Here is a 14,324-nt window from a genome sequence, read left to right as displayed (position 1 = left end):
GCCGGTTCCTCCCGTTTCTTTATTACAGCAGCTCGATGCCAGCCGCCTGACAGGCGGCCAAATTATCCTCATCCCACAGGGAGGACTGCACCTCTCCAATATGAGCCTTGCCCAGCAGCAGCATGGACACCCGGGACTGGCCAATGCCTCCGCCCATGGTCAGAGGAAGCTGGCCAGCCAGCAGCATCTTATGGAAGGGCAGCTCCCGCCGGTTGTCGCAGCCAGCCAAGGTCAGCTGGCGGTCCAGGCTCTCCGGGTCCACCCGGATTCCCATGGAAGACAGCTCCATGGCCTTCCCATTGACGCTGTCCCACACCAGCAGATCGCCGTTCAGGGACCAATCATCATAGTCAGGCGCCCGGCCGTCGTGGGGCTTGCCGGAACGCAGCTTTCCCCCTATGCCAATGAGGAATACCGTTCGGCACTCCTCCGCAATGGCGTTTTCCCGCTCCTTGGGGGTCAAATCCAGATACCGGTCCTCCAGCTCTTGGGCGGTGAGGAAGGTGACCTGGGTGGTCAGGGGGGGCAGCACCGACAGCTGAGGGAATACCGAGCACAAAAATGCCTGGGTATCCGCCAACGCCCCCACGATCGCCCGGACGGTCTCTTTGAGATACTCCACATTCCGCTCTTCCCGGGTAATGATCTTCTCCCAGTCCCACTGGTCCACATAGGCGGAGTGGAGATAGTCCAGCTCCTCATCCCGTCGAATGGCATCCATATCGGTGTACAGGCCCTCTCCCACCTGGAACTGATACCGCTTTAGGGCCAGACGCTTCCACTTGGCCAGGGAGTGTACCACCTGAGCGGTGTCCCGAACTCCGTTGATATCGAAGGCCACCGGCCGCTCCACACCGTTCAAATCGTCATTCAAACCGGAAGAGGCCGCCACGAACAGAGGAGCCGATACCCGGTGCAGCCGCAACGCACCGGACAATTTGTCCTCAAACAGGCGCTTAAGAAGGCCAATGGCCTTTTGTGTTTCATAGACGGAAAGAAGAGACTGATATCCCTTAGGAAGTTGAATCTGCCGCATGGTGAACACTCCTATCCTAACAATTGGCTCTCTCCAAGTTCAATTGGAGCAAAGCTGCCCCCTCTTTTTAACCTATGGCGAGGGGATGACCCATATTTAACAGGCCCTATTATACAAAATTCAAGCCGGAAAAGCAACGGTCCATCTCGCTTCCACCGCCGGGCATCCTTTCCAGACTGAATTGAAGCACATGGACCGTTCCGTTAACAGGGCCTTTTCTCCAGTGCAATCCCACTCTTGCACCCAAAGCTGTCTTCGTTTATAATTTATAAGGACATGCACCCGTCCAACTCATTACCGATATGGGAGGTACCCAGCCCATGAAGCTGATTTCCTGGAACGTAAATGGCCTGCGCGCCTGTTTAAAAAAGGGATTTCTGGACTTTTTCCAGGAGCAGACCCCTGATTTTCTCTGCCTACAGGAGACCAAAATGGAACAAGGACAGGCAGATGTGGATTTGGGTGAAGCCTATTTGGAATACTGGAACTCCGCGGAAAAAAAGGGGTACTCCGGCACCGCGATCTTTACCCCCCACACCCCTATCAGTGTTGCCATGGGTATGGACAAGGATATCCATGATCACGAGGGGCGACTCATTACCTTGGAATATCCCGCCTTTTATCTGGTGTGCTGCTACACGCCCAACTCCCAGGACGGCCTGAAGCGTCTGGACTACCGCATGGAGTGGGAGGAGGATCTGCGGGCATATCTGCTGTCTCTGGACCAGAAGAAGCCGGTAATTTACTGCGGTGACCTGAATGTGGCCCACCAGGAAATTGACCTGAAAAACCCAAAAACCAACCGGCAGAACGCCGGCTTTACCGACCAGGAGCGGGAAAAAATGTCCCTCCTCCTCTCCTCCGGCTTCACCGACACCTTCCGTTACCTCTACCCCGACGTGACGGGCATGTATTCCTGGTGGTCCTACCGCTTCAACGCCAGGAAGAACAACGCCGGGTGGCGGATTGATTATTTCATTGTCTCCGACCGACTGAGGGACCGCATCAAGCAGGCAGAAATTCTCACTCAGGTAGAAGGCAGCGACCACTGTCCGGTCCTTTTGGAACTGGACCTGGAGTGAGCGGCACTCTGTTGGAAAGAAAGGCGATCAAACGATGCGATTTCAATTTTGTCCCCACTGCGGCAGCAAACCTGTTTTAAAGGAGATCGGGGACGAGGGCTTAGTGCCCTGGTGCGAAAACTGTAAGCTGCCCCTGTTTCCTATGTTTGCTACCTGTATTATTGCTCTGGCCGTCAACGAGGATGGAGAAGTGGCCCTGCTGCGCCAGGGCTATCTGTCCCAGCAGTACCATGTGCTGGTCTCCGGTTACATGAAGCCCGGGGAATCTGCCGAGACCTGTGCAGCCCGGGAGATCCGAGAGGAGCTGGGTCTGGAGGTATCCCGCCTGGTACTGACCGGCACCTACTGGCTGGAAAAAAAGGACATGCTGATGATCGGCTTTTTGGCCCGGGTCCACAAGCAGGATTTCCATCTCTCCGGCGAGGTGGACCAGGCGGTATGGGTCACTTCCCAGAAAGCACTCACTCTGCTGCACCCTTACCCAGCCATCTCCTACCTGGTGGCAGACTACTTTGTCCAACACCCCCACGCCTTGGATCTCCCCAATCAGCCTGCTGAGCCCTGCGGCGTAAATTGAACGAAAATGAGGAACCTTATATGAAACTTCACGAATTATTTCAAACAGGAAAAACTGTATTCTCCTGCGAGGTATTCCCCCCAAAAAAGACCAGCCCTGTGGACAGCATTTACAAAACACTGGATGGTCTGAAGGACATTCAGCCCGACTTTATCAGCGTCACCTTTGGCGCGGGCGGCTCCCAGGTCAACCAGACCACCCGGGAAATTGCCGCTATCATTCAAAATCAATACCACATCCCCGCCATGGCTCACCTCACCTGTGTGGCTGCGGGCAGGGAGGAGGTAGACGGACTTTTGGCCGGCTTGAAAGCAGACGGTGTGGAAAACGTACTGGCTCTGCGGGGGGATGTCAACCCCTCCGTCCCTCCCAAAACGGACTTTCTCCATGCCAATGAGCTGGTCTCCTACATCCGCTCCACCAGCGATTTTGGCGTCTCCGCCGCCTGCTATCCGGAGGGTCACCTGGAAAGTCCCGACCTGGTCAGCGACATCCGCTACCTGAAAGCTAAGGTGGACGCCGGAGCCCAGCACCTGGTCAGCCAGCTTTTCTTTGACAATGAGGACTTCTTCCGCTTCTTGGAGCGCTGCCGCATCGCCGGGATTACCGTCCCCATTGAGGCGGGCATTATGCCCGTGCTCAGCGCCTCCTCCATCCAGCGCATGGTATCCCTGTGCGGCGCCAGTCTGCCTCGAAAGCTCACCCGCCTTCTGGGCCGCTACGGCGACCACCCCCAGGCCCTGCGGGAGGCTGGCATCGCCTACGCCATTGACCAGATCTCCGATCTGATCGCTGGCGGGGTAGACGGAATCCATCTGTACACCATGAATAATCCCGATGTGGCCCGCCAGATTGCCGGCAGTTTGTCCTCCATCCGCTCCCTATAAGCAGGAAAATCTTTCGTCTTTTTTCATTCTTTTTTCGTATTATCTTAATATTTTTCTGTTACGATGGGGCTGTGGGCGAAACAGCCGCCCTGAAATCCGACCGGTTCCCGCCGGTCCCCGCAAAGAAGGTATCTCCGATCATGGGCATCCGCTTTCGTTTTGGCAGTCTGATGCTTACCCTCCTGCTCCTCATCGGCGGGCTGGCTTTCCTCTATTACAGCGGTTTTTTTGCCGCCTGTACCTCCCCGGAGGCCCTGCAGGCCTATATTGACCGCTCCGCCCCATATTCCCACCTGCTCTTTTTTCTGGTACAGTTTCTGTCGGTAATTCTGGCTCCCATCCCCAGCAATATTACCGCTGCGGCCGGAGGTGTGCTCTTTGGCACCTGGTCTGCCTTTTTGCTCACCTTCTCCGCCGTCTTCTCTGGCTCCCTGGTGGTATTTCAATTGGCCCGGAGCCTGGGACGCAGCTTTGCCGATCGGGTAGTCAGTCGCCGACTATCAGAGAAATATCAGGACCTCATTCGTTCCAAGACCTCCGTTTTTCTGATCCTGGCTTTCCTGTTTCCCTACTTCCCCGACGATGTATTGTGTATTTTGGCCGGACTGACCGACTTGTCTTTCCGCCGCTTTACCTTAATCGTCCTCTTGACCCGCCCCTGGGGCCTGCTCTTTGCCAGCGCCCTGGGCGGCTCCTCCCTCTCCGTCCCCTTGTGGGCTCTTATTTTGATCGGTCTGTTGGGGATTGCCGTCTTTCTACTGGGGATGGTCTATGGACAGCGGCTGGAGCAGCGGCTACTGGCCTGCCTGCGCAAGCAAAAAGGGAATTAGCATCTCATGTTCAGGATCTTCCTCCAGATCCTGAACTTTTTTTATTTTTTTCATTTTCCCTCTTTACAAAGGCATTCAGGTGTGCTATTATCTTGTTGTAAATAATAACTACTATTGATAAGGAGGGTGACGGTGGAACGCGCAATACGATACAGTAAAAAACGAGAGGCTATCCTTGCCGCGATCCGCGGTACGAAATGCCACCCTTCGGCGGAATGGGTCTATCAGACTCTGAAGCCTGAGCACCCCGATCTGAGTTTGGGGACTGTCTACCGCAACTTAGTTTTTTTCCAGGAGACAGGCGCCATCCAAAGCATCGGTGTGGTCAAAGGGCAAGAGCGGTTTGATGGTGACACCACTCCTCACAGCCATTTCATTTGCAGCGGCTGTGGGGCAGTTCTGGACCTGGATCAGCTCACGCTCAACAAGCAGCTGGACGAAAGGATCAGCGACCAATATGGCATAGCAGTCCAGCGGCACGAACTTATTTTCCATGGCCTATGCCAAACTTGTATGCATCATAATGAGGAGGAAATTAAATCATGAAGAAATTTGTTTGTACGGTTTGCGGTTATGTCCACGAAGGCAACACTCCCCCTGAGTTCTGCCCCATCTGCAAGGCTCCCGCTGAGAAGTTCAAGGAGCAGTCCGGCGAGAAGACCTGGGCTGCCGAGCACGTCGTGGGCGTGGCTCAGGGCGTGGACCAGGAGATCATCAACGGCCTGCGTGAGAACTTCCAGGGCGAGTGCTCTGAGGTAGGTATGTACCTGGCCATGGCCCGTGTGGCTCACCGGGAGGGCTATCCTGAGATCGGCCTGTACTGGGAGAAGGCCGCCTATGAGGAGGCCGAGCACGCCGCCAAGTTCGCTGAGCTGCTGGGCGAGGTGCTGACCGACTCCACCAAGAAGAACCTGGAGATGCGTGTGGATGCTGAGAACGGTGCCACCGCTGGTAAGTTTGAGCTGGCCAAGAAGGCCAAGGAGCTGGGTCTGGACGCCATCCACGACACCGTGCACGAGATGGCCCGCGACGAGGCCCGCCATGGCAAGGCTTTCGAGGGCCTGCTGAAGCGCTACTTCGGTTAATATTCAGATAAAGGAGTACAGCAAGTATGGATAAGTACGTATGCCCCTGTGGCTATGTTTATGACCCCGCAGTTGGTGATCCCGATAACGGTGTAGCTCCTGGCACTCCTTGGGAGCAGGTGCCCTCCGACTGGGTTTGCCCGGTATGTGGCCTGGCCAAGGACTCCTTCGAGAAGGAATAATATCCAAGAGGACGGAGCGATCGCTCCGTCCTCTTTTTTCTTAAATATATGGGCGGCAGGAAGCTGGACTCTTCCTGCCGCCCATTTTATCTTCTTTTTTACTCCACTGTTACACAGGAACCCACGTGATTTTGGAAAAAGCCGGGGAAATTTGCTTCAAAATATGCCCCTGCCCGCTCACCATTACAATGACAGGCCCCCAGCCGTTCCACGCCCCATTCCTTTAAACAGGCACAGGTGCGGCGAATCCGCTCCTCTCCCGCCGCCATGAGGTGTGTTCCTCCCAAAAATGTTGTCACCGGACGCCCAAATATCTCCCGCACCCGGCGGCACATGCTCAGAATCCCTACGTGGGAACAGCCCGAGACCAGGGCCAGCTCCCGGTCTCCTTCCAGCACCACCGCTACCTCATCCTGGAACCGGTCGGGTTCCCGCCCCTCATTTGTGTCCCGCAGCAGAGTGGGGATGGGGCCCTCCAGCTCCTCGGTGGCAGTAAAGCCGGAAAGCAACCACAGACCAGGAGCTAACTGCAATGGCTTTTCCCCTACCTCAAAACTGGGGATACCACTTTGCTCCAGGGCATAGGACGTAAAGGCCGCCCCAATCTCCATGGGTCCGTCCTTCTTTTGGGAATATCGGGGACCAAAAAAGTCTTTTCCCAAATAGATCGCCCCGGGCCGGTTGGGACCGGTCAACACAGCGGTCACCCCTCCCGTGTGGTCATAATGTCCGTGGCTGAGCACCAGAGCATCGATGGGCTGCAGCTGCACGTTTAGGGCCTGGGCATTCTTTAGAAAACGCGGAGAAGCTCCGGTATCATACAGCAAATGGAAGTTTTCTCCTTCAATCCATAAGCTCAGCCCGTGTTCGCTTGCCAGACAATCCTTTGGACTCCCGTTTTCCATTAGAGTAGTAATTTGAAATTTCATATCAAACTCCTTACACCTTTGGTCTCTCATTTTTTTCTAAATAATCCGGATTACTGTCGCTCTCAATGGGAGATAGCACCGAGCGCATATCCTTCATGGAATCGTCATAGAAGCAGTAGCAGTTGCGCCCTTGGCGCTTGGCTTCATACAGCGCCCGGTCCGCCCGACGAAACAATACCTCGTACCCCCCTAAATTAAGATCAGAGCGGGCTACCCCCATGCTGACCGATATGGGAAATTCCTCATAGTGTCCTGACAAGGAGTGGAAAATACGTTCCACCTGATTATAAACCTGATCCGTATACTCCATGAACAGCAGAAATTCATCTCCACCCACCCGGGCAGCCAGATCTGTGCTTCGTATACTCTTTCTCAACTTCTCCGCTACAAATTTAAGTACGTTATCCCCAAATAAATGTCCATACTTATCATTGGCTTCCTTAAAATGGTCCAGGTCGATCACAGCCAACGCATATGTTTTCTCCGGATAGCTTTCCAGCAAGCGGTTCACCTGCTGGCTCACACTGTCTCGGTTTAACAACCCCGTTAGTCCGTCATGAGAGGCAATTCGCTCCAAAACTTTAATCCGGTTATGCTCCTCATGGGTATCCACGAACTTTCCAATTGCCCCGTCATAGGTTGGCGGCTGTCCTTCACTCCATAGAGCCATGGCCAAAAGCTTCCCCCAGCGCTGCTCTCCCTTGACCCGAATGGCACAGGAGTATTCTATCTCCGGCTCCTCAGGAGTGGTCCCACGAAGGAGCTCACACACCCGCTCTACATCTTCCCGGTCCACCACCTGGTACAAGATATCGCCCCGACTGGGGCTCACATCTGCCCGGTCCAGTCCCAAATAATTGGCACTCCAATCGGAAATTTTAAGGGTGTCGGAATCGGGCTCATACTCAAACTGGATTTCCCGGGACAAAGACGCAAAAAAACGGTATTTTGTCCATTCCTTTTCCAACAGGCGCATAGTGCGGTCAGAGGGAGCCTCAATCCATTTTCGCCAAGGACGAATGCAGTTCCACTCCTTCTCCCGGGCATACAGCATCAAATTGCATGCCACACGCTGGCGGATAATCCGGCCATTAAAAGGCGCCTGAATATGATCGTCCGCCCCCATTCGGTAGGCCCGCTCCACCTGGTCCATTCGATTCTCGCCCACCAGCATAACCACCGGAATCCGTTCCAGCCAGCCTTGCTCTTTCATCTGTTCCAGCACCTGATAGCCATTGACATTCGACATTGTTACATCCAGCAGCATCAAATGGATCTGACCGCCCCGTTCCTGCAGCAGATTTAATGCCTGGGCTCCACTGTCTGCCTCCACGATTTGGTAATCCCCACCTAGGATGTCTGCCAGCACAGCACGATCAAGTTCTTTATCATCCACAATCATTATGGTGGGTGTCTGCTGCTTCATCCCCATCCCTCCAGCCTTGGGATTGCTTTCTTATTGTCACTATCCCCCAGATATTTCCTTTTTATTTTAGCACACCCCCCTCCCCTTGTCCACCTTTTCCAACCGCCAAAAGTCCCTAATACCCGCCTCGCAAATCCTCGGGAGGAACACCCAGCAGCAACAGAGCACCCGCCACCGCCAGCGCCGACAGAGCTCCTCCCGCGCCTGGAAGAGGCAGGGGAAATTCTTGTCGCTCTACCACTCGGCCGTCTACTGTCACCAGCTCTCGCTGCAGTGCCGCCCACATCACCCCCTCTTCCCGGCTGGATATGGTCAAACTATCCCGGGGAGAAGCCCCGTAGCTGACTGCACTGGCCGCCCGCAGTCCCTTCAAAAGATTTCCTGCATCGCCAGGGAGCAGTACCGTACGACACGCCGCTGGAAGCTCCAATCCCTTTTGAGCTGCCCCCGGAGACACCACCAGCAGGGCCGGATGCTCCTCACTCACAAGCACCTCTCCCGCACTCCCTGCTGACAATCCTCGCAGAATGGCGCCCTCAATTCCTTCCCCTGACTCTATGACTTGAAACCGCTCCACCCTTTCTCTCCCCTTTCCTCCTGAGTGTGGCAGGCACCATTTTCTTTTATACGTCCCTTCTTCCGCCACAGCCAGGTTTCCTTGACTTTCGACTACAAGATTTGGTATCATTAGTCTGTATTAGTATGTACACAACACCACTTTGACATTGCGAGGAAGATTTATCATGGCTCAGAAAAAAACCAATTATGGCAATGAGTCCATCACCGCCCTCAAAGGAGCTGACCGGGTGCGGAAACGCCCCGGCGTGATTTTCGGCTCTGATGGGCTGGAGGGCTGTGAACATGCCGTATTTGAAATTATGTCCAACGCCATCGACGAGGCCCGGGAAGGCCACGGCCAGCTCATCACCGTCACCCGTTTTGAGGACGGCTCCATCCAGGTGGAGGACCAGGGCCGAGGCTGTCCGGTGGACTGGAACGAAAAGGAACAGAAGTATAACTGGGAGCTGGTGTTCTGCGAGCTGTACGCCGGCGGCAAGTACAATAACGACGCCGGGGATAACTATGAGTATTCCCTGGGTCTCAATGGACTGGGCTCCTGCGCTACCCAGTACGCCAGCGAATACTTTGACGCCACCGTCTGGCGGGACGGCTTCAAATACTCCCTCCACTTTGAAAAGGGCGAAAACATCGGCGGGCTGAAGAAGGAACCCACTGACCGTGGAAAAAAGACGGGCTCCACCTTCCACTGGAAGCCCGATCTGGAAGTGTTTACCGACACCAACATCCCCAAGGAATACTTTCTGGACGTGATGAAACGGCAGGCAGTGGTCAACGCGGGCATTACCTTCCGCTTTCGCTTCCAGACGGGAGGAAAGTTTGAGACTACTGACTTCCGCTATGAAAACGGCATCTCCGACTATGTAGCGGAGCTGGTGGGGGAGGACGCCCTCACCCAGCCTGTCTTCTGGCAGACCGAGCGCAAGGGCCGGGACCGGGCGGACAAGCCGGAGTATAAGGTAAAGCTGTCGGTATCCTTCTGCTTCTCCAACAAAATTCAGCTCATGGAGCACTACCACAACTCCTCCTGGCTGGAGCACGGAGGCTCCCCGGAGAAGGCGGTGCGCTCCGCCTTCGTCTCTGCCCTGGACAGCTACCTCAAGCAGCAGAACAAGTACACCAAAAATGAGAGCAAAATCACCTTCCCCGACATCCAGGACGCCCTGGTGCTGGTGAGCAACAACTTCTCCACCCAGACCTCCTATGAGAACCAAACCAAAAAGGCCATTAATAACAAGTTCGTCCAGGAGGCCATGACCGATTTCCTCCGTTCTCAGCTAGAGGTCTACTTTATTGAAAATCCCCAGGACGCCCAGCGCATCGGCGAGCAGGTGCTCATTAACAAGCGGGCCCGGGAGAACGCGGAAAAGACCCGGCTAAACATCAAAAAGAAGCTCACCGGCTCCATGGACGTCTCCAACCGGGTACAGAAGTTTGTCCCCTGTCGCACCAAGGACGTCAGCCGCAGTGAGCTCTACATCGTGGAGGGCGACTCCGCTCTGGGCAGCGTGAAGATGGCCCGGGACGCGGAGTTCCAGGCCATTATGCCTGTGCGGGGCAAGATTTTGAACTGCCTGAAGGCCGACTATGGGAAAATCTTTAAAAGTGAGATCATTACCGACCTTCTCAAGGTACTGGGCTGCGGGGTGGAGGTCCACGACAAGCGGGCCAAGGACATGGCCGCCTTCGATTTGGGCAGCCTGCGGTGGAACAAGATCGTCATCTGTACCGATGCCGATGTGGACGGCTTCCAGATCCGCACCCTCATCCTCACCATGCTCTACCGCCTCACCCCCACCCTCATTCAGGAGGGGTATGTGTATATCGCCGAATCCCCCCTCTACGAGATCACCTGCAAGGAGAAGACCTGGTTTGCCTACTCCGACAAGGAGAAAAACGACATTGTGGCCTCCCTGGAGGGCAAAAAAGTGGATGTCCAGCGCTCCAAGGGTCTGGGCGAGAACGACCCGGAGATGATGGCCCTGACCACTATGTCCCCCGCCACCCGCCGGCTCATCAAGGTGATGCCCGAGGATGTGGAGCGCACCGCCCAGGTCTTCGACCTGCTGTTGGGAGACGACCTCACCGGACGGAAGAACCACATCGCCGATAACGGCTACAAATATCTGGAGCTGGCCGATATCAGCTGATCCCCTGTACGCCTCTCCTCTTCCCCAGGCGCTGTCCATTTCACTTCACAGAAGAAAGGAGCCCAGATCATGAAAAAGAACATCTCAAAGCTGCTGTCTCTGATCCTGTCCCTGGCGCTGACCCTTTCCCTGTCCCTCGCCGACGACGGCAACGCCACGGTGGGTCTGGACTGCTCCGGCTCCAAGAGCAAGCTGTCCCTGGAGCTGAGCGCCAAAAATGTGGAAACTGAGGACTTCTGCCTTGAGCTGGAGCAGAGGATGTCTGCCTCCTCCCAAGATCCTCTGACGCGTCCTCCTGAGGGCGACCTCATCGAATACCCCATGGGCGAGCTGGGTGTGGGTAGTCTGTAAGCCCCCCCTTTCCCATTCCTGATACTCTAACATAGCAAGGACGGATACCAATGCCTAAGAAGAAAACCCCGGAGGGCGCTTCCTCCAAGGGGATCAACCCCAACGTGATGGGGCTGCGCCCAGAGGTGCTGGAGCAGCCCATTACCCAAACCCTAGAACTGAACTATATGCCCTACGCCATGTCCGTCATCGTCTCCCGGGCCATCCCGGAGATCGACGGCTTCAAGCCCTCCCACCGCAAGCTGCTGTATACCATGTACCAGATGAAGCTGTTGGGGGGCGCCCGGACCAAGAGCGCCAACGTGGTGGGGGCTACCATGAAATTGAACCCCCACGGCGACGCCGCCATCTACGACACCATGGTCCGCCTCTCCAAGGGCTACGGTGCCCTCCTCCACCCCTTTGTGGACTCCAAGGGCAACTTCGGTAAGGTCTACTCCCGGGACATGGCCTGGGCCGCCAGCCGGTACACGGAGGTGCGGCTGGACGCCATCTGCGCCGAGCTGTTCCGGGACATTGACCAGGACACAGTGGACTTTGTGGATAACTACGACGGCAAGATGAAGGAGCCCACCCTTCTACCCACCTCCTTCCCCAACGTGCTGGTCTCCGCCAACCAGGGTATCGCCGTGGGCATGGCCAGCAGCCTGTGCGGCTTCAATCTGGGGGAGGTATGCGACACCACCATCGCCTTTTTGAAGAACCCCGACCACGACATTCTCTCCACCTTAAAGGCCCCCGATCTGCCCACCGGCGGCGAACTGCTCTACGACCCCGCTGCTCTGAGCGAAATTTACCGCACTGGCCGGGGGTCCTTCAAGGTGCGCTCCAAGTGGCGCTATGACAAGGCCAACAACCTCATCGAGGTCTACGAGATCCCCTATTCCACCACCACAGAGGCCATTATGGACAAGGTGGTGGAACTCATCAAGGCGGGCAAGCTGAAGGAGATCTCCGATATCCGGGACGAGACCGACCTATCCGGCCTGAAGCTGACCATCGACCTGAAACGGGGCACCGATCCGGACAAGCTCATGGCCAAACTCTTCCGCTCCACCCCCCTCCAGGACAGCCAGTCCTGCAACTTCAACATCCTCATTGCCGGCATGCCCAAGGTGATGGGGGTTCGAGAGATTCTGGACGAGTGGGTGGCCTGGCGCATGGAGTCGGTGCGCCGGCGGGTATACTATGCCATGGGGCGGAAAAAGGAGAAGCTCCACCTGCTCAAGGGTTTGCGGCGCATCCTGCTGGACATTGACCGGGCCATCCAAATCATCCGGGACACCGAGGAGGACGCCGAGGTGGTGCCCAACCTGATGATCGGCTTCGGCATCGATCAGGTCCAGGCGGAATATGTGGCCGACATCCGCCTGCGCAACATCAACAAGGAATACATCCTCAAGCGCACCCAGGAGGTGGACGCCCTAGAGGAGGAAATCGCCGATCTCGAGGATACGGTGAACTCTCCCAAGCGCATCCGATCCATCATCATCGGGGAGCTGGAGGAGGTTAAAAAGAAGTACGCCCTCCCCCGGCGCACCGACATCATCTACGACCACGAAGTGCAGGCGGAGGCCTTTGAGGAGGACGACACCCCTGACTACCCCGTCCATCTCTTCTTCTCCCAGGAGGGTTACCTGAAGAAGATCACCCCCCAGTCTCTGCGCATGGCCAGTGACCAAAAATACAAGGATGGAGACGGTCCCTTCCTGCAATGGGAGGCCAATAACAAGGATGAGCTTCTGGTCTTTACCGACAAGCAGCAGTGCTACAAAACCCGCCTGAGCGAGTTTGACGACACCAAGGCCAGTGCCCTGGGCGACTACCTGCCCTCCAAGCTGACTATGGAGCCGGAGGAGCGGGCTATTTGGGCCTGTATCCCCGGAGACTACTCCGGCAACCTGCTCTTCTTCTTTGACAACGGCAAGGTGGCCCGGGTGGAACTGAGCGCCTATCAGACTCAGACCAAGCGGAAAAAGCTCACCGGGGCCTACTCCGATAAGGCCCCCCTGGTGGCTGCCTTCCTACTCAAGGAGGACTTTGAAATTGCAGTCATCTCCACGGAAGGCCGCTGCATGATCTTCCACACCGCCAGTCTCAATCCCAAGACCACCCGCTCCACCCAGGGGGTCAATGTGATGACCCTGAAGCCCAAGTACCGGGTGGAGAAGGTACTGCCTCTAGACCAGTCCCCCATCGTCAACGCCGCCCGGTACCGGGCCCGCTCCCTCCCCATCGCCGGAGCCCTTATGAAAGAAGAGGACCGGGGTGAGGAACAGATGTCTTTGATGTAACAGAATCTTTCAGGAGGTTCCCGCTATGCCCAATCACAAGCCCCTTGCCGCTGTCCGCTCCTACCTTTGGATTGTCCTGGCCTCCGCCATCTACGCCCTGGGCTTCGACTGGTGCTATGTCCCCAACCAGATCAGCTTAGGGGGGATCACCGGTGTGGGCCAGATTGTCCATCTGGTTATACCCGCCATCCCCGTAGGTGTGGCAGTTATCCTGCTCAATATCCCCATCTTTTTATTGGGCTGGAAATATTTGGGCGGACGCATGCTCATCTCCTCTCTGTTTGCCATGGCGGTCTCCTCCCTGGCGGTGGACCTTCTCGCTGCCGCCTACACCTTTCCCCCTATGGACCCCATGCTGGCCTCTGTATTTGGAGGACTGCTCATAGGCCTCTCCCTGGGCATGGTCTTTTTGCAGCGGGCCACCACCGGCGGCACCGACCTGATCGCCCGTCTGCTGAAAATCCCTTTTGGCCATCTTCCCATGGGTCAGCTGCTTCTGGCGGTAGATCTGGTGGTCATCGCCGCAGTGGCGCTGGCCTTCCGCAGCCTGGACAGTGCCCTGTACGGTCTGATCTCCCTCTACATTTCTACCGTGGTGATGGATGGCGTCCTCTATGGCATGGACACGGCTAAGGTGGCCTATATTATCACCCAGCGCACCGAGGCTGTGCTGGACGTACTGGTCCATCAGCTGGATCGAGGTGTGACCATCCTCCACGGACAGGGGGCCTGGACTGGGGAAGAAAAGCAGGTGCTTATGTGTGCCTTTAAGCAGCGCCAGATTGTAGTGCTCAAGCAGACGGTCAAGGAGATTGACCCGGACGCCTTTTTAATCGTCTGCAACGCCCACGAGGTGCTGGGCAGAGGCTTCCGCCGTTACCGCCAAAATGACATTTAACCGCGAGGAGAGATCACA

The 14,324-nt window shown here is 56.2% G+C and carries 15 protein-coding genes; 11 read left to right on the top strand and 4 right to left on the bottom strand.

Annotation, left to right across the window (positions count from 1 at the left end; all coding sequences use genetic code 11):
* Positions 1-22 precede the first annotated feature (22 nt).
* A complete protein-coding gene (asnA, locus tag B5E43_RS00360) occupies positions 23-1,036 on the bottom strand; it encodes an aspartate--ammonia ligase (protein WP_087392768.1) in 1,014 nt (337 codons plus the stop codon).
* 320 nt (positions 1,037-1,356) lie between these two features.
* Between asnA and B5E43_RS00355 the strand changes: the two genes are divergently transcribed.
* From B5E43_RS00355 to B5E43_RS00325, 7 genes are all read left to right on the top strand, one after another.
* Positions 1,357-2,118: an exodeoxyribonuclease III gene (locus tag B5E43_RS00355; protein WP_087392767.1), complete on the top strand. Its 762-nt coding sequence runs from the start codon at positions 1,357-1,359 to the stop codon at positions 2,116-2,118.
* 34 nt (positions 2,119-2,152) lie between these two features.
* The gene (locus tag B5E43_RS00350; RefSeq protein WP_087392766.1) at positions 2,153-2,695 is read left to right on the top strand and encodes an NUDIX domain-containing protein; all 543 of its coding nucleotides are present in this window, start codon (positions 2,153-2,155) and stop codon (positions 2,693-2,695) included.
* Positions 2,696-2,715: 20 nt separating this feature from the next.
* The gene (gene metF / locus B5E43_RS00345; protein WP_087392765.1) at positions 2,716-3,582 is read left to right on the top strand and encodes a methylenetetrahydrofolate reductase [NAD(P)H]; all 867 of its coding nucleotides are present in this window, start codon (positions 2,716-2,718) and stop codon (positions 3,580-3,582) included.
* Between the two features lie 140 nt (positions 3,583-3,722).
* On the top strand, positions 3,723-4,412 hold the full coding sequence (locus B5E43_RS00340; protein WP_206406877.1) for a VTT domain-containing protein: 690 nt from the start codon (positions 3,723-3,725) through the stop codon (positions 4,410-4,412).
* A 132-nt stretch (positions 4,413-4,544) separates the two neighbouring features.
* The gene (locus B5E43_RS00335; RefSeq protein WP_087392764.1) at positions 4,545-4,958 is read left to right on the top strand and encodes a transcriptional repressor; all 414 of its coding nucleotides are present in this window, start codon (positions 4,545-4,547) and stop codon (positions 4,956-4,958) included.
* The gene (locus B5E43_RS00330) at positions 4,955-5,497 is read left to right on the top strand and encodes an NADH peroxidase (protein WP_087392763.1); all 543 of its coding nucleotides are present in this window, start codon (positions 4,955-4,957) and stop codon (positions 5,495-5,497) included. Before B5E43_RS00335 ends, B5E43_RS00330 begins: the two co-directional genes overlap by 4 nt.
* A 26-nt stretch (positions 5,498-5,523) precedes the next feature.
* Positions 5,524-5,679: a rubredoxin gene (locus B5E43_RS00325; protein ID WP_087392762.1), complete on the top strand. Its 156-nt coding sequence runs from the start codon at positions 5,524-5,526 to the stop codon at positions 5,677-5,679.
* A 98-nt stretch (positions 5,680-5,777) separates the two neighbouring features.
* Here the strand turns inward: B5E43_RS00325 and B5E43_RS00320 are convergent, their stop codons facing one another.
* The 3 genes from B5E43_RS00320 to B5E43_RS00310 all read right to left on the bottom strand — a co-directional run bounded on the left by B5E43_RS00320 (position 5,778) and on the right by B5E43_RS00310 (position 8,521).
* Positions 5,778-6,584 carry an MBL fold metallo-hydrolase gene (locus B5E43_RS00320; protein WP_275532977.1) on the bottom strand — a complete coding sequence of 269 codons (807 nt, stop codon included), beginning with the start codon at positions 6,582-6,584 and terminating at the stop codon, positions 5,778-5,780.
* Positions 6,585-6,618: 34 nt separating this feature from the next.
* Positions 6,619-8,034, bottom strand: coding sequence for a diguanylate cyclase (locus B5E43_RS00315; RefSeq protein ID WP_158098919.1), 1,416 nt, complete (start codon positions 8,032-8,034; stop codon positions 6,619-6,621).
* Between the two features lie 115 nt (positions 8,035-8,149).
* Positions 8,150-8,521 (bottom strand): hypothetical protein, encoded by a 372-nt coding sequence (locus B5E43_RS00310; RefSeq protein ID WP_143382908.1) that lies wholly within the window; start codon positions 8,519-8,521, stop codon positions 8,150-8,152.
* 256 nt (positions 8,522-8,777) lie between these two features.
* Between B5E43_RS00310 and B5E43_RS00305 the strand changes: the two genes are divergently transcribed.
* The 4 genes from B5E43_RS00305 (at position 8,778) to B5E43_RS00290 (ending at position 14,306) form a co-directional block, all read left to right on the top strand.
* Positions 8,778-10,763: a toprim domain-containing protein gene (locus B5E43_RS00305; RefSeq protein WP_087392758.1), complete on the top strand. Its 1,986-nt coding sequence runs from the start codon at positions 8,778-8,780 to the stop codon at positions 10,761-10,763.
* A gap of 69 nt (positions 10,764-10,832) precedes the next feature.
* The gene (locus B5E43_RS00300; RefSeq protein ID WP_087392757.1) at positions 10,833-11,114 is read left to right on the top strand and encodes a hypothetical protein; all 282 of its coding nucleotides are present in this window, start codon (positions 10,833-10,835) and stop codon (positions 11,112-11,114) included.
* A 50-nt stretch (positions 11,115-11,164) separates the two neighbouring features.
* Positions 11,165-13,408: a DNA gyrase subunit A gene (locus B5E43_RS00295; protein ID WP_087392756.1), complete on the top strand. Its 2,244-nt coding sequence runs from the start codon at positions 11,165-11,167 to the stop codon at positions 13,406-13,408.
* A 25-nt stretch (positions 13,409-13,433) separates the two neighbouring features.
* The gene (locus B5E43_RS00290) at positions 13,434-14,306 is read left to right on the top strand and encodes a YitT family protein (protein ID WP_087392755.1); all 873 of its coding nucleotides are present in this window, start codon (positions 13,434-13,436) and stop codon (positions 14,304-14,306) included.
* Positions 14,307-14,324 lie beyond the last annotated feature (18 nt).

Source organism: Flavonifractor sp. An100 (assembly GCF_002161175.1).
Taxonomy (GTDB): domain Bacteria; phylum Bacillota; class Clostridia; order Oscillospirales; family Oscillospiraceae; genus Lawsonibacter.
The sequence above is the reverse complement of the archived record's forward strand: the minus strand, read 5'-3'. Positions and strand labels throughout refer to the sequence as shown.